The organism is Saccharomonospora glauca K62 (genome assembly GCF_000243395.2).
Taxonomy (GTDB): domain Bacteria; phylum Actinomycetota; class Actinomycetes; order Mycobacteriales; family Pseudonocardiaceae; genus Saccharomonospora; species Saccharomonospora glauca.
The window spans coordinates 3,245,851-3,265,589 of record NZ_CM001484.1; the positions used below are offsets into that span (position 1 = coordinate 3,245,851).

Consider the following 19,739-nt stretch of genomic DNA (forward strand, 5'->3'; position numbering starts at 1 on the left):
GAGGGCCACGCCGAAAGCCGAACCGCAGCGGCTCGGCTTTCGGCAGCGACTCGAACGATCATCCGGGGACCAGCGACATTCGCCAGAAGTCGGCGTACCGGCCACCGCGCCGCAGCAGCTCGTCGTGCCTGCCTTCCTCCACGATCCGACCGCCGTCGAGGAAGACGACACGATCGGCGTCGCGTACCGTCCGCAGTCGGTGCGCGACCAGCACCACCGTCCGGCCCGCCATCAGACGTTGGATGCCCTCGTGCACGGCCGCCTCGTTGACGGGGTCCAACGCGGAGGTCACCTCGTCCAGCAGCACGATGGGAGCGTCCTTCAGCAGCGCTCGCGCGATCGAGACACGCTGACGTTCACCACCCGACAGCGACTCGCCACCCTCGCCGACGTTCGTGCTCCACCCGGCGGGCAGTCGTTCGATTACCTCGTCCAACCGCGCGGCGGCCGCCGCGGCCCTCACCTCGGCGGCACTGGCGTCCGGGCGCCCCAGTCGCACGTTCTCCTCGATCGTGCCGTCGAAGAGATAGACGTCCTGGAAGACCATGGCGATCCGCGCCGTCAGCTCCTCGAAGCTCGTCGCACGCACGTCCACGCCTCCCACCCGCACGGCACCGGCGTCGACATCGTGGAACCGCGCGATCAACTGCAACAGCGTGCTCTTGCCCGCGCCCGACGGCCCGACGACGGCGAGTCGCTGCCCTTGCGGCACGGTCAGCGACACGTCCTCGAACACCGTGCGACCGGCGTGCGCGAAGGAGACGGAGTCGAACTCCAGGCTGTGGTCCGCCGGTTGGATCGGCGTGTGGGGCTCCGGCAGAGGCTCGGTCCGCAGTATCGCGTCGAGTCGCATCAGCTCGGCACGGGCACTGCGGAGTTTGCCGCCGATGTCCGACAACGCCAGCAGTGGATCGGCGCAGCGAGCGGCGAGTACCAGGATCGTCAGAACCTCCGCCGCGCCGACGCTCCCGTCGAGCGCCAGATAGGCCCCCAGGACCAGCAACGCGGTGAACACCGCCTGCACCGTGAGCGCCAGGCCCACCACCCCCGGCAACGCCGACAGCGCGGTACGGCGGGACGCGCGTTGGACCTCCCGCAACGCACGGTCGAGCAACTGGAAGCGCTGGGTGGTCCGGCCTCCGGCTCTCAGCACGGGCTGAGCTCGGAGGTACTCGAGGACCCGCCCGGTGGCCTCGTGATCTCGCTCGACTCGTTCCGCGTCGGCAGCGGCCATCGACCGCCCGGCCCGATGCTGGATCACCGCCACGAGCGGAACGGCGACCAGAGCAGCCACGCCCAGCTGCCAGTTGAAGGCGAGGATCACGGCAACGATCGTCAACGGGGTCACGCAGGCGAAGACGAACGGAGCCAACAGATGCGCGATCACGCTCATCGCCTGCAGCACACCCTGGCTGGCCAGCACCGACACCGATCCGACACGGGCGGCGCTGTACCACCCCACGGGCAACCGAGCCAGATGCTCGCCGAGCCGGTGATACATGCCACGCAACAACGCGGTCCCGGTCCGGAAGCCGGACAGATCACTGGCGAACCGCAGGGCCGCGTAACCGGCGACGGCCACCCCGAAGGCACCCAACCAGGGCCAGGCACCCTGGGGGGTGTCCCCGAACAGCGCCCGCAGTACGGGAACCAGTAGCGCGTAGGACAACCCCTCCGCCATCGCGGTCGCCGTCATCAAGGCAATGCTGCGGCGCACCGGCCGGGCGTATTCGGATCCCAGCACCCGGAGCAGCGTTCGGATCACGACGACTCCTCTCCACGCAGCGGAACGCCGGGGCTCGGAGGCTCGTCGGCGATCGCGGACCGGCTGCTCCGCCAGAAGTCGGCGAACCTTCCGTTCCGTGCCAGCAGTTCGGAAGGCTCACCTCGTTCGACGATCTCCCCGTTTTCGAGGAAGACCACGGTGTCTGCGTCGGCGACCGTTTCGAGACGATGGGCGATGACCAGGATCGTCCGGTCGCCCGGCAGCGTCTGCAACGCGCGACGCACCGCCTGTTCGGTCTGCGGGTCGGCGAAGGCGGTGGCCTCGTCGAGCACCAGCACCGGAGCCTCGGTGACGAGGGCGCGAGCGAGCGAGATCCGCTGGGCCTCCCCGCCCGAGAGTTCGACCTCGTCGTGGAGCACCGTCTCGTATCCGCGTGGCAGTTCGAGGATCCGGTCGTGGATGTTCGCCAGCTTCGCCGCACGAACCACGTCGTCGAGGTCGGTATGCGGTACCGCCAGCGCGATGTTGTCCGCCACCGACGCCCGCAGCAGGTGGGTGTCCTGGAAGACGAACGCAACCCTCCGGTACAACTCCCGGCTGTCCAGTTCACGCAGGTCGACACCGCCCAGCCGGACGGACCCGTGAGTCGGGTCGAAAAAGCGCGGCAACAACTGGACGAGCGTCGACTTTCCGCTCCCCGACGGTCCGACGACCGCGGTGAGGGTCCCCGGTTCCAGCACGAGGTCGATCCCTCGTAGCACCTCGTGCCCGGCTTCGTAGCCGAACCGGACGTTCCGCAGCTCCACCCGATGTCCTCGCGGTTCGACCGGACGCGTCGGCTCCGGCAGTGCCGGCACCGCGAGGACCTCCCGGATCCGCCCGACAGCACGTCGGGCGGCCTGCAGATCGTCGAAACCGTGACCGAGAGCCGCCACCGGAGCCGTGAGTCCCAGGCCGAGAAGCACGAACGGCAACACGTCGGCCGGGGTCATGCCACCGCTCGTGATCAGGACCGCTCCGCCGATCAGCACGACCAGCAACACGAACGGCGGCGACAACGCCAGCTGCATCGCGGCGGCGGGCCCGGACATGCCGCGCACCCAGCGATTGAAAACATCGACGAAATCGTTGGCGGCCTTCCGGAATCCGCGGTGGGCGCGAACGGCACCGCCGAACGCCTTGACCACGGCGATGCCTCGGACGAACTCGACGGCCGCACTCGTCATACGCCCCATCGCGGCGTCGAACTCCTTCTGCTCGCGCACCCGCGCCGGGACCATCAGCAGGGGGACGAAGGCCACCGCCAGTAACACCGGGACGAGCGTGATCAGCGTGAGTCGCCAGTCGACGGCGAACAGGTAAACCAACGACACCAGGGGCACCACGAACGCCGAGACGAGTTCGGCCGGGGCGTGAGCGATGAACGGGTGCACGGCACTCACGTCGTCGCCCACGACCTTCGCCAGCTCGCCGCTCCTCCGCCGGGCGAACCAACCGATCGGTGCGCGCCCGAGATTCGCGGCGAGCTGGCGCCGAAACGACAGTTGCACCCGATCGTCCAGCAGGTGACCGATGGCGGACGACGCGGCCGTGAACAGCAGCCGTACCAACAACCCGACCACTCCCACGACCACGACCGTCCGAATCTCGTCCGGCCGAATCGGTCCGGGCGACAGCAACGCCCGCCCCAGTTCGATGATCGCCAGCAGCGGCGCCAACCCCGCCACGGCACCGATCACCTGGAGGATCACGACAGCGGCGAAACGTCCGGCGTGGGGACGCAGCAGCCGGGCGACGTTCCCGGCTTCGGGCTCGACGATCGAGGAGGGCGCGGGCCGTTCCCCCGCTTCGGAAAGTTCGACGGCGGTCATCCGTCGCTCCCCCTCGCCAGCGCGCGCCGCAGTGCGTTGGTGAGTTCGGTGATCTGCCGCTGCGACACCTCGGCGGACAGGATGGCCTGCGACCCGTGGAAAGTACCGGCCCACTGGTGCAGCTCGACCGAGACGCCCGACCGAAGCAGCCGTAGTGCGTACTCGATGTTCTCGTCGCGATTCGGACAGAACTCCGCGCTGGCGATGTAGGCGGGCGGCAGGCCGGACAGGTCCGTGGCCCTGGCCGGAGCGGCATACGGCGACGGGCTCGCGGAACCCAGGTACTGCTTCCAGCTCGCGGCGACCATGGCACGGGTCGCCCAGGGCGTGTCGGTGAAGTTCCGCTGGGACCACGTCTCCTGGCGGTCGTCGAGGGACGGTTCGTTGAGCAGCTGGAAACAGATTCGGGGCCCCTGTTGGTCGCGGGCCCGCAGAGCCACCGCCGCCGCGAGGTTCGCGCCCGCGCTGTGCCCGCCGACAGCGATGCGGTCCGGCTCGATGCCCAGCTCGGTGGCGTGCTCGGCCGCCCAGACCAGCACGGCATAGACGTCGTCGAGCGCCGCGGGGAACGGATGCTCGGGAGCGAGCCGGTAGTCCACCGCGATCACCACCGCACCGGAGCCTTCCGCGAGGCGTCCCGCGAACGGAGCGTCGCTGTCGAGATCGCCCATCACCCACCCACCGCCGTGCAGCCAGACGACGGCGCCGTGCGACCGCTGTGGGCGGTAGATCCGCACCGGCACGGCCGGGTCGGCGGGCACCACGAGGTCCTCGATCTCCATCCCCGCGGTGTTCGCGGGCGGCTTCCCCGCGGCCAGTTCGGAGTAGAGCCGACGCGCGGCGGGCGGATCGGTGAGGTCGATCTTGGGGAACAGCGGGACGAACGCTTCGAGTTCGGGATCCATGCCGGCCATGTTTCCGTTCGGCGGGCCCGAATTCGTCCGCCGGCTGTCGCGTATTCGGCTCGATCGCGCACCGATCGTCGCTAGCATGGCCGCATGGAGGCACTGGTCGCACGGCTGTCGCAGCTGGACCCCGAAGCCGAAGGTGTCCTCCGGATCGTGATGTTCTACGACACCCTGATGCGACGACGGGTGGATCTCCCCACCCTCGCCCGCGCCTCGGCGGGGCTGGCCGAGTGCGTGGTCGGCGTCCGGCTCCACAGCACCGGTCGGACGATCCGGGTCTCCCCGGACGGCGGGGAAGTACCCGCGTCGCAGTCCCGAGTGTCCAGCGCCGTGCCGATCACCCTCGACGACGAGGAGATCGGCACGGCGTGGTTGGAACGCCCCGGCCCCCACAAGTCACTCGACGAGGCACTGCTGGAGCGGCTGGCCATCGCCGTCGCGGCGGTCGTCGAAAGGTACGGACCGGCACGCACCACCATGGCCGATCCCGCGCTCGTCGAACTCGCCATCAGTTCCGACGACGACGCGGCCCGAGCCAGGGCGTTACGTCTCCTGGGCTTCGCCGCCGACCTCCCTCCCCGCGTGGTGGCGGTCCGCTCCCGGCTTCCGCTCAACCGGATCAGCGGCCTCATCTGTCCCGACCGTCCCGTGAAGGCCGCGCTGCTCTCCGGGACCGGAGTCATCCTGGCCACCACTGTGGACGCAAAACGGTTCCCGGCCGGGGTACGCTCGGGCATCGGCGTCGCCGAAAGTCCCGACCGGGCCTGGCGGGAGGCCCGCACCGCCCTGCGCTTCACTACTCCGCGCCGTCCGGTCGTGCACTACGAGGAATTGGGGGCTCTGACGCTGCTCTCCCTGGTTCCCCGAGACACCGTGCGTGACAACACCGACGTGGCCGCGATCGCTCGGCTGGCCGACGGTGCGGGAATCCCGGACGCTCTGGACACCTTGGACGCGTACTGCGCCACGGGCTCCCTACGCCGGGCCGCCGAGCTGCTCCACGTGCACCACAGCAGTGTCTCCCGCCGCCTCGAACAGATCGGGAAGGCGCTCGGCATCGACCTCGCCGACCCCACCGGGTTACTTCGGGCGCAACTCGCGTTGACCGCGTGGCGGCTCCTCCCCGGCTGAGCACGCACACGGTGAACGAGGAAGGGGGAGCCGGCTCGTCGGCCGACTCCCCCTTCACGGAATCCGTCAGCTGCAGCCGGAGGTGGCGCCGCAACCCTCACAGGCGTAGCACGACCCGGCGGGACGCATCTTCGTGCCGCAGGTCATGCACAGCGGCGCGTCGGCCGCCTTGCCGAGCTGCAACTCGACCAGTTCGGGAGTGGTCTGGGCCTCCCTGGCCGGCCGCTCCGCCGGCGTCACGGCCTTGGTGTCGGACAACGGGTTCTCACTCGCCTCGACACTGCCGCGCAACTCGTCGAGATCGACGTTCTCCTGCGCCGCACCGCCGTACTCGGCCTCGACCTGCGCCGCCCGCTCCTCGGCGGTGAAGATGCCGAGCTGAGCGCGCTTTTCGTACGGCAGGTAGTCGAGCGCCAGCCTGCGGAACAGGTAGTCCAGCACGCTCGTGGCCATCCGGATGTCCGGGTCGTCGGTCATCCCCGCCGGCTCGAAGCGCAGGTTCTGGAACTTCTGGACGTAGAACTCGAGCGGGATGCCGTACTGGAGGCCCACCGAGATCGACATGGAGAACGCGTCCATGACACCGGCCAGCGTCGACCCCTGCTTGCCGAGCTTGACGAAGATCTCGCCGAGCCCGTCGTCGGGATAGGAACCGGCCGTCAGGTAACCCTCGGCGCCGCCCACGGTGAAGGAGATCGTCTGGCTCGGACGCTTCTTCGGCAGCCGCTTCCGCACCGGCCGGTACTCGACGACCTTGTCCTCGTCGGACTTCTGGCCCGACGCGGTGTCCTTCTTCGCCGACGACAGCGGCTGGCCCACCTTGCAGTTGTCACGGTAAATGGCCAGCGCCTTCAGGCCGAGCTTCCAACCCTGGAAGTAGATCTCCTCGACGTCCTCGACGGTGGCCGACTCGGGCATGTTCACCGTCTTGGAGATCGCCCCCGACAAAAACGGCTGCACGGCGGCCATCATCCGCACGTGGCCCATCGGGGCGATCGAGCGCTCACCGACCGCGCAGTCGAACACCTCGTAGTGCTCGGGACGCAGCCCCGGAGCGTCGACCACGTGACCGTGCTCGGCGATGTAGTCGACGATCGCCTCCACCTGCTCCTCCTGGTAGCCCAGGGAGCGCAGGGCACGCGGCACGGCGTTGTTCACGATCTGCATGGAGCCGCCACCGACGAGCTTTTTGAACTTCACCAGCGAGAAGTCCGGCTCGATACCGGTGGTGTCGCAGTCCATCATGAAGCCGATGGTGCCGGTGGGAGCGAGCACGCTGGCCTGGGCGTTGCGCCAACCGTTGCGCGTGCCGATCTCGATGCCGCGCTTCCACTCCTGCGTCGCCAGCTCCCGGATGGCGGCGTCGTTGTGGTGGTAGGTGCGCACGAGCTCGTTGGCCGCGGCGTGCTTGCGCATCACGCGCTGGTGCGGCTCGGCGTTACGGGCGTAGCCCTCGTAGGGACCCACGATCCCGGCCAGTTCGGCGGAACGCCGGTACGACACCGCCGTCATCAGCGAGGTGATCGCCGCGGCGAGCGCGCGCCCGCCCTCGGAGTCGTACGCGTGGCCCGTCGCCATCAGCAGCGCGCCGAGGTTCGCGTACCCGATGCCGAGCTGGCGGAACTTGCGCGTGGTCTCCGCGATCGGCTCGGTCGGGAAGTCGGCGAAGCAGATCGAGATGTCCATCGCCGTGATGACCAGCTCGACGGCCTTGACGAACAGCTCCGCGTCGAAGGTGCCGTCCTCGCGCAGGAACTTCAGCAGGTTCAGCGAGGCGAGGTTGCAGCTGGAGTTGTCCAGGTGCATGTACTCGGAGCACGGGTTCGAGGCGGTGATACGACCCGACTCGGGGCAGGTGTGCCAGTCGTTGATGGTGTCGTCGTACTGCAGCCCGGGGTCGGCGCACTCCCAGGCCGCCTGCGCCATCTTGCGGAACAACGTCCTGGCGTCGACGGTCTCCAGGACCTCGCCCGTGGTGCGGGCGCGGAGACCGAACGTCCCGCCGTTTTCCACCGCCTGCATGAACTCGTCGGACACGCGCACCGAGTTGTTGGCGTTCTGGTACTGCACCGAGGAGATGTCGGCGCCACCGAGGTCCATGTCGAAACCGGCGTCGCGGAGCACGCGGATCTTGTGCTCCTCCCTCGCCTTGGTCTCGATGAACTCCTCGATGTCGGGGTGGTCCACGTCGAGCACGACCATCTTCGCCGCCCGGCGGGTCGCACCACCCGACTTGATGGTGCCCGCGGACGCGTCGGCGCCCCGCATGAACGACACCGGACCCGACGCCGTGCCGCCCGACGACAGCAGCTCACGCGAGGAACGGATGCGGGAGAGGTTCAGGCCCGCGCCCGAACCACCCTTGAAGATCAGCCCCTCTTCCTTGTACCAGTTGAGGATCGAGTCCATGCTGTCCTCGACCGACAGGATGAAGCATGCGCTGACCTGCTGCTTCGAGCTCGTGCCGACGTTGAACCACACCGGCGAGTTGAAGCTGAACACCTGGTGCAGCAGCATCCACGTGATCTCGTGCTCGAAGATCTCGGCGTCCTCGGGCCCCGCGAAGTAACCGTGTTCGAGGCCGGCCTTGACGTACGTCTTGACGACGCGGTCGATGAGCTGCTTGAGGCTGTTCTCACGGTCGGGGCTGCCCACCGCGCCGCGGAAGTACTTGCTGGTGACGATGTTCGTCGCGTTGACCGACCAGAAGTCGGGGAACTCCACACCGCGCTGCTCGAAGTTCACCGTGCCGTCACGCCAGTTGGTCATGACGACGTCGCGCCGCTCCCACCGCACCTCGTCGTAGGGGTGCACCCCCTCGGTGGTGAAGACGCGTTGGACGCGCAGACCCTTGCGCGAGCCCGAGCCGCCTCGCTTCTTGCTCGGCTTCGGCGAGGATTCCGCGCCGACCCCCACGGTTTCTGTCATGACTCCCACTCCCGCGTTCGAAATTGGCGGCGACGTGACTCGTCGTCCGCGTTCTCACTCGCTGCGGTCCTGCTGGGCCGACGATTCGGCGATCGCCTCACGCAGGTTCTTGATCTCAGCCTCGAAGTCCTCGATCGACGAGAAGGACCGGTAAACACTCGCGAACCTCAGGTAGGCGACGGCGTCGAGCTCCCGAAGCGGCCCCAGGATGGCCAGCCCCACCTCGTGGCTCGGAATCTCCGCGACCCCGGACGCCCGGATGGAGTCTTCGACCTTCTGGGCGAGCTGCTTCAGGGCGTCGTCGTCGACGGGCCGCCCCTGACAGGCACGCCGCACTCCCCGAATCACCTTGTCCCGGCTGAACTGCTCGGTGACTCCCGATCGCTTGACGACAGCGAGTACCACCGTCTCCGACGTGGTGAACCGGCGACCACAGACCGAGCACGACCGACGCCGTCGTATCGCCTGGCCCTCGTCCACCTCTCGCGAATCGACGACTCGGGAGTCCGCGTGCCGACAGAACGGACACCGCACGGCCGAACACCTCCCGAAACTCCCCTGCACAGCAGGAACGTCACCGACAACGCACACCACGGCGCACCACACGCGAGTGTCGTCCACGTCGCGACCGGAGACCACCGGCAGCGTACGTAGAACCGATCCTACCCCAACTTGTGGACCAATTACAGCGATGTAACTACTAGATGTAGGGGTTGACCATAAGACTCGGCCCGGTCCGACGCAACCGCTACCCCCCGCCTCGGTGGCACGGAATCGGGCTTAGGATGCCGCGGTTTCGAACCCGTGCCACTCCGCACGCGAACGCGGCCCGGAACAGCCTACGGTGTGCCGAAAACGGCCGAACCGGGGCCGGGCTCCACGAAGGCCGGGTCCGTGGCGACGAGGCCGAGCCCCACCACCGCCGCCACCACGACGAGCGCCATCACCACGAGCCACGGCCAGGGGACCCCGCCGCGACCCGGTCCCCCTTCACCGAGATCACCACGCGCGGTTCGCCCCCGCCACAGCCCGGGAGCGGCCGGGGGCCTCGTCGGAGGACGGCACCCCCGGCGAGCGCCGGCACCCGGCGGACGGGCCGGAGCCGACCGAACGGCACCCGAGCGCCCCCTCGCCGCCACCATGCCAACCACCTCCAGCGTGTTCGCCCACTCACGCACGGACACGGGCATTCGAACACGAGTTCTATCGAACGCCCGTGCGAATGTGTACCACCGAGTCATGCGAAAATCGAGCCCCCACGGCGTGTCGCTCGAACAAACGTTTGAAATCCCCGGCGAAGCGGACTAGCGTCACCGACGGACGTGTAAAAAGCCCCGCATCGGCTCGGGCTCACGACTGGGAGGCATATCGCGGTGGCACGCAAGACAACGGGCGACGACGTGAGCGGCGGCGAGGTCTCCGACCTTCCGCGCACGGTCGAGAACCCGGACGAAAGCCTGACACCGCGGCAACGGAAAGTCCTCGAGGTGATCAGGACCTGGGTGGACAAGTACGGATATCCCCCGAGCGTCCGGGAAATCGGAGAAGCGGTCGGGCTCACGTCCACCTCGTCCGTCTCCCATCAATTGAAGGCGCTCCAACGCAAGGGGTACCTGCGTCGCGACGCGAATCGTCCGCGCGCGGTGGGGGTGTTGGCGGTAGATCGCGAACGACCGACCACTCCGGCCACCACGCAGACCGGAAACGCGATGCCCCAGCCCGCGTTCGTGCCCCTGGTGGGCCGCATCGCGGCGGGTGGTCCGGTGCTCGCCGAGGAATCGATCGAGGACGTCTTCCCGCTGCCGAAGGACATCGTCGGTGAGGGAGAGGTCTTCCTGCTCAGCGTCACCGGTGACTCGATGATCGGCGCCGCCATCACCGACGGCGACTGGGTCGTGGTACGGCAACAGCCCACCGCCGAAAACGGCGACATCGTGGCGGCGATGATCGACGGCGAGGCCACCGTGAAAACGTTCAAGCGCAAGGACGACGGGCACGTCTGGTTGCTGCCCCACAATGAGGCGTACGACCCGATTCCCGGTGACGACGCCACGATCCTCGGAAAGGTCGTCGCGGTTCTGCGGAGGCTGTGAGAAGCGGCCTCACAATCACGGCACGAGAACCGTCGTACCACACGCCACGGAAGGCCGAACGACGTTTCACGCGCCGTTTCGGACTTTCTCGGGGAATCGCTCACGCGTCGTTCCGCCGACGGCGGCGACTTCCCCACGCGACGAGTACCGCGGCGGTGATCACCGCGATGACGAGTGCGGGAGCCACGCCGAGACCGGATTCGTGCTCGACCGGTTCCTCGGGTGTCTCGGCCGCATGGCTCGCCGGTTCCTCCGCTTCGTCCGCGTCCGCTTCGCCGGAGGAGCGCGTGTCGACCAGCGAGACGGCATTCGGTACGGCCCGCAACGGCTCACCGCGCCCCTCACTGGCGGACAACAGCGTCCCGTCGGGGGTGAAGGCAATGGCCTCGCCCTGTTTTTCGTCGGGCAGCGGAACGCGCACCGGCTCCCGTGTGAACGCCGCCACGATGTCCCCGTCGGTCACCGGGTAGAGATAGGCGTCCGTGTACGTGCGTAGGGCCACCACACTGCCGTCGGCCGACAGCGCGGCTCCCGTGACGAGTACGGACCCGAGCTCGCCCACCGGGCCACCGGGGGTGTCGGTCGTCCGCAACGACACCGTCCCGACGTGTTCGAGCGGGGTCGGTCCCGGACTCACCAGAGGCTGCGCCGGCCGGTAGACGCGGGCGGTACCCAAGACGTTCTTCGTGATGATGTAGGGCGTCCCCGTGTGGTCCACCACGAGCGCCTCGGCGTCCTGCGGGCCGTCCGGATACGTGAGGCGATACAGCACCGACGTGCCGTCCCGCGACAGCGCGTGCACGGCCGCCGTCTCCCGCCTGCGGCGGTTGTCGCCGGTGTCACCGAGCCACAGCGTCCCGTCGGGCCCGAGCGCGAGGTCCTCCACGTCGTAGGGGTCCGTCGGGGCCGTGATCACATCCCGCACTCGGCAGTCGTCGTCCAGGACGGCGACTTCCAGCCGGGTGCCGCCGTCGTTCACGGCGTACACGTGCTCGGCGTCGGCGGCGAGCCCGGACAGCTCCTCCAACCGAGGATCGTCGATCGAACACACCACCTCGGGCACGGCCGAGGTGGTGGTGTCCTCCGTCTGGTCGGCGGCGGAGGCCCCCACGGGCAGCGCCACCGCCACGAGTGTCGCCGTCACCAGCGCGGAGCCGAATCGTCTCACCCCGCTACGGTAGCGTCACACGCGCGAACCGTTCGTGACGTAGTCGGCAAGCGCGGCCGCGAGTTCCGGATACACCCTCGCCTTCAGCCACGTCCCCTCGGGCCGGTGCTCCTCCGCCAGCACCTCGCCGTCCGAGTGCACCCGAGCGACGAGTTCGCCACGCGTGTAGGGCACGAGGACCTCCACGAAGGTCTCCGGCCGGGGAAGTCGGGCCGCGATCTCGGCCAGCAATGTGTCGAGCCCCTCCCTGCTGTGCGCCGAGACGACCACGGCGTCGGGCAGCAGGTTACGCAGCCGGGCGAGTGTCACCTCGTCGGCGACGTCGGCCTTGTTGACGACGATCAACTCGGGAGGCAACGGTTCCGACCGCTTCGCGGCGATCTCGCCGAGCACCGCCCGCACCGCGGCGACCTGGTCCTCGGGCGAGGGGGCAGCACCGTCGACCACGTGGAGCAGCAGGTCCGCGTCCGCGGCCTCGTCGAGCGTCGAGCGGAACGCGTCCACCAACTGGTGGGGCAGGTGCCGCACGAACCCGACGGTGTCGGTGATGGTGTATTCGAGCCCGTCGGGCGTGGTGGCCCGACGGGTGGTGGGGTCGAGCGTGGCGAACAGCGCGTCCTCCGCCAGCACCCCCGCGCCCGTGATGGCGTTGAGCAGGCTGGACTTGCCCGCGTTGGTGTAGCCGACGAGCGCGACGCTGGGCACCTCGTTGGCCACCCGGCGTCCCCGCTTGGTGGCCCGGATGGTGTCCATCGCGGCGATGTCCTTGCGCAGCTTCGCGATGCGCTTGTTGATGCGCCTGCGGTCGGTCTCCAGCTTCGTCTCACCGGGACCACGCAGACCCACACCGCCGTTGGCGCCACCGGCACGACCACCGGCCTGCCGCGACAGTGACTGGCCCCAACCCCGCAGCCGTGGGATGAGGTACTGCAACTGCGCGAGTTCGACCTGCGCCTTGCCCTCCCGCGACCGGGCGTGCTGGGCGAAGATGTCGAGGATCAGCGCCGTGCGGTCGATGACCTTCACGCGCAGCTTCTCCTCCAGTTGCCGCAGCTGGCCGGGGGAGAGCTCACCGTCGCAGATCACCGTGTCGGCGCCGGTGGAGGCGATGATGTCAGCGAGTTCCCTCACCTTGCCCGACCCGATGTAGGTGGCGGGATCGGGCCGCGAACGACGCTGGATGACCCCTTCGAGCACCTCGGAGCCCGCCGTCTCGGCCAGTCGCGCGAGTTCGGCGAGCGACTCCTCGGCCTGTTCCGCCGTTCCCTCGGTCCACACGCCGACGAGCACGACCCGTTCCAGCCGCAGCTGCCGGTATTCGACCTCGGTGACGTCGGTGAGTTCGGTGGACAGCCCCGCGACCCTGCGCAGGGCCGCGCGGTCGGAGAGTTCCAAGTCCCCCTGCGACAGCTCGACCTCGTCGAGCTGCTCGGGAACGACGTTGCGTGTCAGTTCTGTCATCGTCTCCCTATCGTCCCACGGTCGGCGGGAAAGAACGAGCCAATTAGCCACCGGATGCCGCTCTCGGACACGCCAATGGGACCGTGCCCGAGGGCCGGGCCGGCGTCCGCATACCGGGTCCCGGTGGGGAGATCTCACGTCCGGTGAGTCCGGACGTGCTCGTGGCCGATCCAGCCCGATCGGCTCGTTGGTGATAGCTGTCACAGGGGGCAACGGAAGAAGCCGCGGACCTATTCCCGAAGTGTTCCCGCCCGGTCGTCGGCGCGGGCGTGTTCGATCGATTCCCGCGCGACAACACCTCGGCCGGGAAAGGCCCCGTTCAGCCCTCCGGACGGGCCGCGGCGGGGTGTGGTCGCCGTGAGCGATCAGTCGAGGGCGTCCCACCAGGCGGCGTCGAGTTCGCCCCTCGCGACGAACACCGCGGGCCCGGTGAGGGTCGCCGTCCCCCTGCCCACCGTCACGGACACCCGACCCCCTGGAACCTCCACTGTGGACTGCCCGGTGTCGTCACCGCGAAGGTGCAGCGCCGCCGCGACCGCCGCGACCGTGCCGGTGCCGCACGCACGCGTCTCGCCCACCCCGCGTTCGTAGACGCGCATGCGCAGTGACTCGGGCCCGAGGACGTTGACGAACTCCAGATTGACGCCGTCGGGGAAGACCTCGGTGTCGTACCTCGGGGTTCGGCTCAAGTCGAGCGTGCTCACGTCGTCGTCGATCACGGACACGAGGTGCGGGTTGCCCACGTCCACGGCGACCCCGGAGACCTGCTTTCCGGACACGACGGCCACCGAGGTGCCGGTCACGGCGGCCGGTCCCATGTGCACGGTCACGGCGAGATCGCCCGACGAGTCGGTGTGCACCCGAACCGGGCGATCGCCCGCCCTGGTTCCCACGACGAACTCCGGTCCGACCTCCAGCCCCGCGTCGACGAGGTAGCGGGCGAACACGCGAACGCCGTTGCCGCACATCTCGGCCAGCGACCCGTCGGCGTTGCGGTAGTCCATGAACCACTCGCCCGCCGAGTCGACGCCGAGCGCGGCCGAGCGCACGACCCGGAGCACTCCGTCGGCACCGATCCCCTGCTGCCGGTCGCACAGCGCCGCGATCCGCCGCGGAGTCAGCTCCAGCGACGCGTCGGGATCGGGCAGGAGCACGAAGTCGTTCTGGGTGCCGTGCCCCTTGAGGAACTCGATGCCAGCCATGCCCCCAAGGCTACTGGTCGAGGTGTGCCAGCACGGCGTCGACCAGGTTCTCCGCACCGCCGTCCAGCCAGGTGATGCGGTCGTCACGCCGGAACCACGACCGTTGTCTGCGGACGAACCGCCTCGTGGCCACGACCGTGTCCCGCGCGGCGGCTTCCAGATCGCCGTCACCGGCGAGCGCGTCGAGCACCTGACGGTAGCCGAGGGCTCGCGACGCCGTCCTTCCCTGCCGCAGTCCCCGTTGTTCGAGCAACCGCACCTCGTCCACGAGCCCGGCGGCGAACATGTGCTCGACCCTGCGTTCCACCCGCTCGTCGAGCTCGGCCACCTCCCGGTCGATTCCGATCAGGACGGTCCCGTATCGCGGAGGCCCCGGAGTGGGCAGGTTCGCCGAGAACGGCTCTCCCGTGAGCGTGATGACCTCCAACGCGCGTACGACACGTCGCGTGTCGCTGGGCAGGATCGTCGCGGCGGCCTTCGGGTCGAGCATCGCGAGCCTGCGGTGCAGCGCGGCCGTCCCCTCCGCCCGAGCCTGTTCCTCCAGCTTTCGCCGCACGTCGGGATCCGTTCCGGGAAACCGCAGGTCATCCACGATGGCCTGGACGTACAGCCCCGACCCGCCGACGATCACCGGCACCCGGCCCGCCGCGAGCAACTCCTCGATGGTGGCGCGTGCCCGCTTCTGGTACTCGGCCACCGACGCGGTCTCGGTCACGTCCAGGACGTCGAGCAGGTGGTGAGGCACGCCCTTGCGCTCCTCCGGCGTCGCCTTCGCCGTCCCGATGTCCATGCCGCGGTACAACTGCATGGCGTCGGCGTTGACGACCTCCCCACCCAGCGCGAGCGCGAGTTCGACCCCGAGCGCGGTCTTCCCGGTGGCGGTGGGACCGACGACGGCCACGGGCTTGATCATCGCCGGGTCCACCTTGCGACGTGGTAGGCGACACCGAACGGCGCCTCCGAGTACAACAGTTCCCCGCTCCAGCGGCCGGACGACCGGGCGAACCCGGCGAGGACCTGCCACGCCGCCCGGCCCTGCGCCTGAAGCTCCACGGCGAGCGCCGGGTCCAGCGACAGCAAGGCCTCGCAGTCGGCCTCGGCCAACGCCGTACGCACCACGGTGTCGAATCCCTCCGCCCTGGTGTCGGCCCAGCCGGGCGGCGCCGTGTCGTGGCGCGTGGACCCGTCCCCGAGCACGAGCAGACCAGCTTCCTCCGCCCCGGCGATCCGTTCGCCGAGAGCCACGCACTCCGCGACGTCGGTGTCCTCGGCCAGCAGCTCCACCCGCACCGACTCGGCGCCGGCCCGCTCCCGAAGCCAGGCCGCCACCAGGACGGGCAGTGGGAGCCGTTCCGGAGCGGAACCACGGGCGGAATCCGACAGCGAGACCGGGACGTCCACGCCGAAGCCGCGGAAACTGCCGTGTGCCTCGGCGCTCACCGTTCGGCGCTCGGACGCCACCCCCACGGCCACCCAACGTCGGCCGACCTGCGCCAACGCCCGCGCGGCGGCCACCGTCGCGTCCCGCACGGCGGCACTGCGCTCCACCAAACCGGGAACGAGAGCGGGCACGAGCAGCGGTGGGGAGGGCACCACGACGGCACACGAGATCACGCGTCCCGAGGTTACCGGCAGCGCCACGAGAGGTACCTATCGAGGCATGGAGTACCCATCGGCGGTATTACCTGTTTGAATGCGGCCTACAGACCCGTACACGCAGCACCCGGCCCCGCACCCTGCGGGGCGCCCGCGACTCACGCGGGCCGGACAGTGAGAAGGAGCCGGCCATGGCCGAGCAGAACACCCCCCGCGGCAGTGACGTCCCCGACGTCGACAACGCCTCCGCCACGTCGGAGGTGCCGTCGGACGTCCCCACGCCACACCAGGTGCCCCAGTCATCCGGGGGTACCCAGGCGCCCACTGTGCCGGTCGCCGAGACACACCCGTCGCGGTGGGGACGTGTCGCCGACGATGGCACCGTCTACGTCCGCACGGCCGACGGTGAACGCGCCGTGGGCGTATGGCAAGCCGGCTCGGCCGAGGAGGGGTTGAAGCACTACGCCCGCAGGTTCGACGACCTGCGCACCGAGGTCGAGTTGTTGGAGACGAGGCTGGCCTCGGGCGCGGGCGACCCGAAGCAGGCGCTGTCCAGCGCCGTGCACCTGCGGGACGGTCTCGCCGAGGCGGCCGTCGTGGGAGACCTCGACGCCCTTCGCGCCCGACTCGACTACGTCGTCGCACACGCGGAGCAGGCCCTCGAACGCGCCCGCCGGGAGCGGGAGCGGGCTCGGGCCGAGGCGGTGGCGCGCAAGCAGGCCCTCGTGGAGGAGGCCGAGGAGATCGCCGCGTCGTCGACCCAGTGGAAGGCCGCGGGCGACCGGCTCAAGGCCATCTTCGAGGAGTGGAAGACGATCAAGGGCGTCGACCGCAAGACGGACGACGAGCTGTGGAAGCGGTTCTCCAAGGCCAGGGAGTCGTTCAGCAGGCGCCGGGGCTCCCATTTCGCCGAGCTCGACAAGCAGCGAGCCGCCGCGAAGCGCCGCAAGGAGGAACTGATCGCGGAGGCCGAGAGCCTCTCCGACTCCACCGACTGGGGACCGACCACGGCGCGCTACAAGGAACTCATGGCCGAGTGGAAGGCCGCGGGCCGGGCGCCCAAGGACGCCGACGACGCCCTGTGGCAGCGGTTCCGGGCGGCGCAGGACGCGTTCTTCTCCCGGCGGGCCGCGGCGTTCTCCGAGCGGGACGCGGAGTTCGCGGAGAACGCGGCACGCAAGGAGGAGCTGCTGAAGGAGGCCGAGAAGCTCGACCCGTCGACCAACCTGGACGCCGTCAAGGCGCAGTTCCGGCGTATCCAGGAAAGCTGGGACCAGATCGGAAAGGTGCCGAGGGACCGCATCCGCGAACTCGACGGGCGGTTGAAGGCCGTCGCCGACCGCATCCGCGCGGCCGAGGACGCCCGCTGGCGCCGCACCGACCCGGAGGCCGAGGCGAGGGCGGCGCAGTTCCGGGAACGCGTCGAGCAGCTGGAGGCCCAGGTCGCGAAGGCCCGCGCCGCGGGCGACGAGCGACGCGCAAAGCAGGTCGAGGAGCAGGCCGCGCAGTGGCGGGAGTGGTTGCGCACGGCGGAGGAGGCACTCGCCAACCGCTGACGTGGCATCAGCACGGGTGGTGGGGAGCGGTGAGCTCCCCACCACTCAGTGCCGCGACCACGCGAGCTTCATCCACTGGAACGCCAGCACCGCCATCGCCACGGCCGCGATCACCAGCCCGATGCCGGGCCCCGCGCCGGCGACACCGCTGACTCCCGACGACTGCTGGGACCACACGGCGAGAATGCCATCGACGAACGCGAACCAGCCGCCGACCGCGCACACCCACGTCAGCCACCACCGGCGAGTCGCCAGCGCGATCGCCGAGGCGAGCACACCGAATCCGCTGGACGTCGCGGCGAACAACTGCGGGATCGCACCCGCCTCTCCGAGTAGCGCCCGCCAACCCGGATGACCGTCGACCCACGGCAGGACGAACCCGACCAACAGGACGAACACGAACACCGCGATGGTGAAGCCACGCCGTCCGAACTCCACCGTCCGTACGGTCCTGCCGAGCGTGGCGTCGACGTCGGCGACGAGTCGGTCGAGGTCGTCCCCGTTCTCCGGCCGCTTCGAACCGGACTCGTCACTCACAGCGAACAGCCTCCCGCGTCGGCACCCGCGGAGGCGCCGACGGACGCCGTCGGCTTCGGACCGAACGAGGGCAGTCCGAGGCTGACCCCCTTCGTCTTCGGGCGCAGCCCGGCCTCCACGTTGTCCCCGGCCCTGGTGCGGCGGTGCGACACCACGTCGCCGTCGGCGACCAGGTGGTGCGGGGCCGCGTACGTGATCGTGGTCTCCACGATGTCGCCCGGCCGGATCTCCCGGTCGACGGCGCTGCCGGTGGGCGTGAAATGCACGAGCCTGCCGTCACGAGCGCGACCGCTCATCCGGTTGGTCTCGGTGTCCTTGCGTCCCTCACCGGTGGCGACGAGCAACTCGACGGTGCTGCCCACCAACTTCTTGTTCTCCTGCCAGGAGATGTCGTTCTGGAGCTCGACCAACCGGTCGTACCGCTCCTGCACGACCTCCTTGGGCACCTGGTCGGGCATCTCGGCCGCGGGCGTACCGGGACGCGGGGAGTACTGGAACGTGAACGCGCTGGAGAACCGGGCCTCCCGCACGACCTCCAGGGTCTGCTCGAAGTCCTCCTCGGTCTCCCCTGGGAAACCGACGATGATGTCGGTGGTAATGGCCGCGTCGGGCATGGCCTCCCGCACCCGCTCCAGGATCCCGAGGAAGCGCGTGGACCGGTAGGACCGTCGCATCGCCTTCAACACGCGGTCGGAGCCCGACTGCAACGGCATGTGCAACTGGTGGCAGACGTTCGGCGTCTCGGCCATCGCCTCGATCACGTCGTCGGTGAAGGCGGCCGGATGCGGCGAGGTGAAACGCACCCGTTCGAGCCCCTCCACGGAACCGCAGGCCCGGAGCAGCTTTCCGAACGCGTGCCGGTCTCCGAACTCGACGCCGTAGGAGTTGACGTTCTGCCCGAGCAGCGTCACCTCCAGCACTCCTTCGGCCACGAGCGCCTCGACCTCGGCGAGGATCTCGCCGGGACGCCGGTCGCGCTCCTTGCCGCGCAGCGACGGGACGATACAGAAGGTGCACGTGTTGTTACAGCCGACGGAGATCGACACCCAGCCCGAGTAGGCGGACTCCCTGCGCGCGGGCAACGTCGACGGGAAGGTCTCCAGCGCCTCCAGGATCTCCACCTGGGCCTCGGCGTTGTGCCGGGCGCGCTCCAGCAGCACGGGCAGCGACGCGATGTTGTGCGTACCGAAGACGACGTCCACCCACGGCGCCCGCTTCACGATCTCACCGCGGTCCTTCTGGGCGAGACAACCGCCGACGGCGATCTGCATTCCCGGCTTCGCCGTCTTGGCCGCCCGCAGGTGACCGAGGTGTCCGTAGAGCTTGTTGTCGGCGTTCTCACGCACCGCGCAGGTGTTCAGCACGACCACGTCGGGTTCCTCGCCGTCCGCGGCGAGCGCGTAGCCGGCGTCCTCCAACTGACCGGCGAGACGTTCCGAGTCGTGCACGTTCATCTGGCACCCGAAGGTGCGAATCGCGTAGGTGCGGGTCACGTCTGCCAGGGTAGGTCAACGGCATCTCGCCACCTCACCGCGTCCGGACGGCACTCTCCCATTAGGGTT

Annotated in this window: 15 protein-coding genes; 3 read left to right on the top strand and 12 right to left on the bottom strand. The window is 69.4% G+C overall.

The window, feature by feature from the left end; genetic code table 11:
- Positions 1-58: 58 nt before the first annotated feature.
- Genes SACGLDRAFT_RS15150 through SACGLDRAFT_RS15160 form a run of 3 tightly spaced genes read right to left on the bottom strand, consistent with a single transcriptional unit; the run spans position 59 to position 4,502 of the window.
- A complete protein-coding gene (locus SACGLDRAFT_RS15150; RefSeq protein ID WP_005465696.1) occupies positions 59-1,765 on the bottom strand; it encodes an ABC transporter ATP-binding protein in 1,707 nt (568 codons plus the stop codon).
- A complete protein-coding gene (locus tag SACGLDRAFT_RS15155) occupies positions 1,762-3,597 on the bottom strand; it encodes an ABC transporter ATP-binding protein (RefSeq protein WP_005465697.1) in 1,836 nt (611 codons plus the stop codon). Before SACGLDRAFT_RS15155 ends, SACGLDRAFT_RS15150 begins: the two co-directional genes overlap by 4 nt.
- Positions 3,594-4,502, bottom strand: coding sequence for an alpha/beta hydrolase (locus SACGLDRAFT_RS15160; protein ID WP_005465698.1), 909 nt, complete (start codon positions 4,500-4,502; stop codon positions 3,594-3,596). Before SACGLDRAFT_RS15160 ends, SACGLDRAFT_RS15155 begins: the two co-directional genes overlap by 4 nt.
- A gap of 93 nt (positions 4,503-4,595) precedes the next feature.
- Between SACGLDRAFT_RS15160 and SACGLDRAFT_RS15165 the strand changes: the two genes are divergently transcribed.
- Complete coding sequence (locus tag SACGLDRAFT_RS15165; protein ID WP_005465699.1) at positions 4,596-5,636, top strand: helix-turn-helix domain-containing protein; 1,041 nt, start codon at positions 4,596-4,598, stop codon at positions 5,634-5,636.
- A gap of 66 nt (positions 5,637-5,702) precedes the next feature.
- Here the strand turns inward: SACGLDRAFT_RS15165 and SACGLDRAFT_RS15170 are convergent, their stop codons facing one another.
- Both SACGLDRAFT_RS15170 and nrdR read right to left on the bottom strand, forming a co-directional pair.
- Positions 5,703-8,564: a vitamin B12-dependent ribonucleotide reductase gene (locus tag SACGLDRAFT_RS15170; protein WP_005465700.1), complete on the bottom strand. Its 2,862-nt coding sequence runs from the start codon at positions 8,562-8,564 to the stop codon at positions 5,703-5,705.
- Between the two features lie 54 nt (positions 8,565-8,618).
- The gene (gene nrdR, locus SACGLDRAFT_RS15175; RefSeq protein WP_005465701.1) at positions 8,619-9,098 is read right to left on the bottom strand and encodes a transcriptional regulator NrdR; all 480 of its coding nucleotides are present in this window, start codon (positions 9,096-9,098) and stop codon (positions 8,619-8,621) included.
- An 839-nt stretch (positions 9,099-9,937) separates the two neighbouring features.
- On the opposite strand from nrdR, the gene lexA reads away from it, so the two are divergent.
- A complete protein-coding gene (lexA, locus tag SACGLDRAFT_RS15180) occupies positions 9,938-10,657 on the top strand; it encodes a transcriptional repressor LexA (RefSeq protein WP_005465702.1) in 720 nt (239 codons plus the stop codon).
- A gap of 100 nt (positions 10,658-10,757) precedes the next feature.
- On the opposite strand, the gene SACGLDRAFT_RS15185 is transcribed toward lexA, so the two are convergent.
- The 5 genes from SACGLDRAFT_RS15185 to SACGLDRAFT_RS15205 all read right to left on the bottom strand — a co-directional run bounded on the left by SACGLDRAFT_RS15185 (position 10,758) and on the right by SACGLDRAFT_RS15205 (position 16,102).
- Positions 10,758-11,825, bottom strand: a complete 1,068-nt coding sequence (locus tag SACGLDRAFT_RS15185; RefSeq protein ID WP_005465703.1) for an NHL repeat-containing protein — start codon at positions 11,823-11,825, stop codon at positions 10,758-10,760.
- 15 nt (positions 11,826-11,840) lie between these two features.
- A complete protein-coding gene (gene hflX / locus SACGLDRAFT_RS15190; RefSeq protein WP_005465705.1) occupies positions 11,841-13,286 on the bottom strand; it encodes a GTPase HflX in 1,446 nt (481 codons plus the stop codon).
- A gap of 365 nt (positions 13,287-13,651) precedes the next feature.
- A complete protein-coding gene (gene dapF, locus SACGLDRAFT_RS15195) occupies positions 13,652-14,488 on the bottom strand; it encodes a diaminopimelate epimerase (RefSeq protein WP_005465706.1) in 837 nt (278 codons plus the stop codon).
- A 10-nt stretch (positions 14,489-14,498) separates the two neighbouring features.
- Entirely contained in the window at positions 14,499-15,401 is a 903-nt protein-coding gene (gene miaA, locus SACGLDRAFT_RS15200) for a tRNA (adenosine(37)-N6)-dimethylallyltransferase MiaA (RefSeq protein WP_005465708.1), read from the bottom strand.
- Positions 15,398-16,102 carry a class III extradiol ring-cleavage dioxygenase family protein gene (locus SACGLDRAFT_RS15205; protein WP_040919142.1) on the bottom strand — a complete coding sequence of 235 codons (705 nt, stop codon included), beginning with the start codon at positions 16,100-16,102 and terminating at the stop codon, positions 15,398-15,400. Before SACGLDRAFT_RS15205 ends, miaA begins: the two co-directional genes overlap by 4 nt.
- 173 nt (positions 16,103-16,275) lie before the next feature.
- Between SACGLDRAFT_RS15205 and SACGLDRAFT_RS15210 the strand changes: the two genes are divergently transcribed.
- A complete protein-coding gene (locus SACGLDRAFT_RS15210) occupies positions 16,276-17,640 on the top strand; it encodes a DUF349 domain-containing protein (RefSeq protein WP_005465713.1) in 1,365 nt (454 codons plus the stop codon).
- A 45-nt stretch (positions 17,641-17,685) separates the two neighbouring features.
- Here the strand turns inward: SACGLDRAFT_RS15210 and SACGLDRAFT_RS15215 are convergent, their stop codons facing one another.
- The gene (locus tag SACGLDRAFT_RS15215; RefSeq protein WP_005465714.1) at positions 17,686-18,177 is read right to left on the bottom strand and encodes an Rv2732c family membrane protein; all 492 of its coding nucleotides are present in this window, start codon (positions 18,175-18,177) and stop codon (positions 17,686-17,688) included.
- Positions 18,174-19,670: a tRNA (N6-isopentenyl adenosine(37)-C2)-methylthiotransferase MiaB gene (gene miaB, locus SACGLDRAFT_RS15220; RefSeq protein WP_005465715.1), complete on the bottom strand. Its 1,497-nt coding sequence runs from the start codon at positions 19,668-19,670 to the stop codon at positions 18,174-18,176. Before miaB ends, SACGLDRAFT_RS15215 begins: the two co-directional genes overlap by 4 nt.
- Positions 19,671-19,739: the final 69 nt, after the last annotated feature.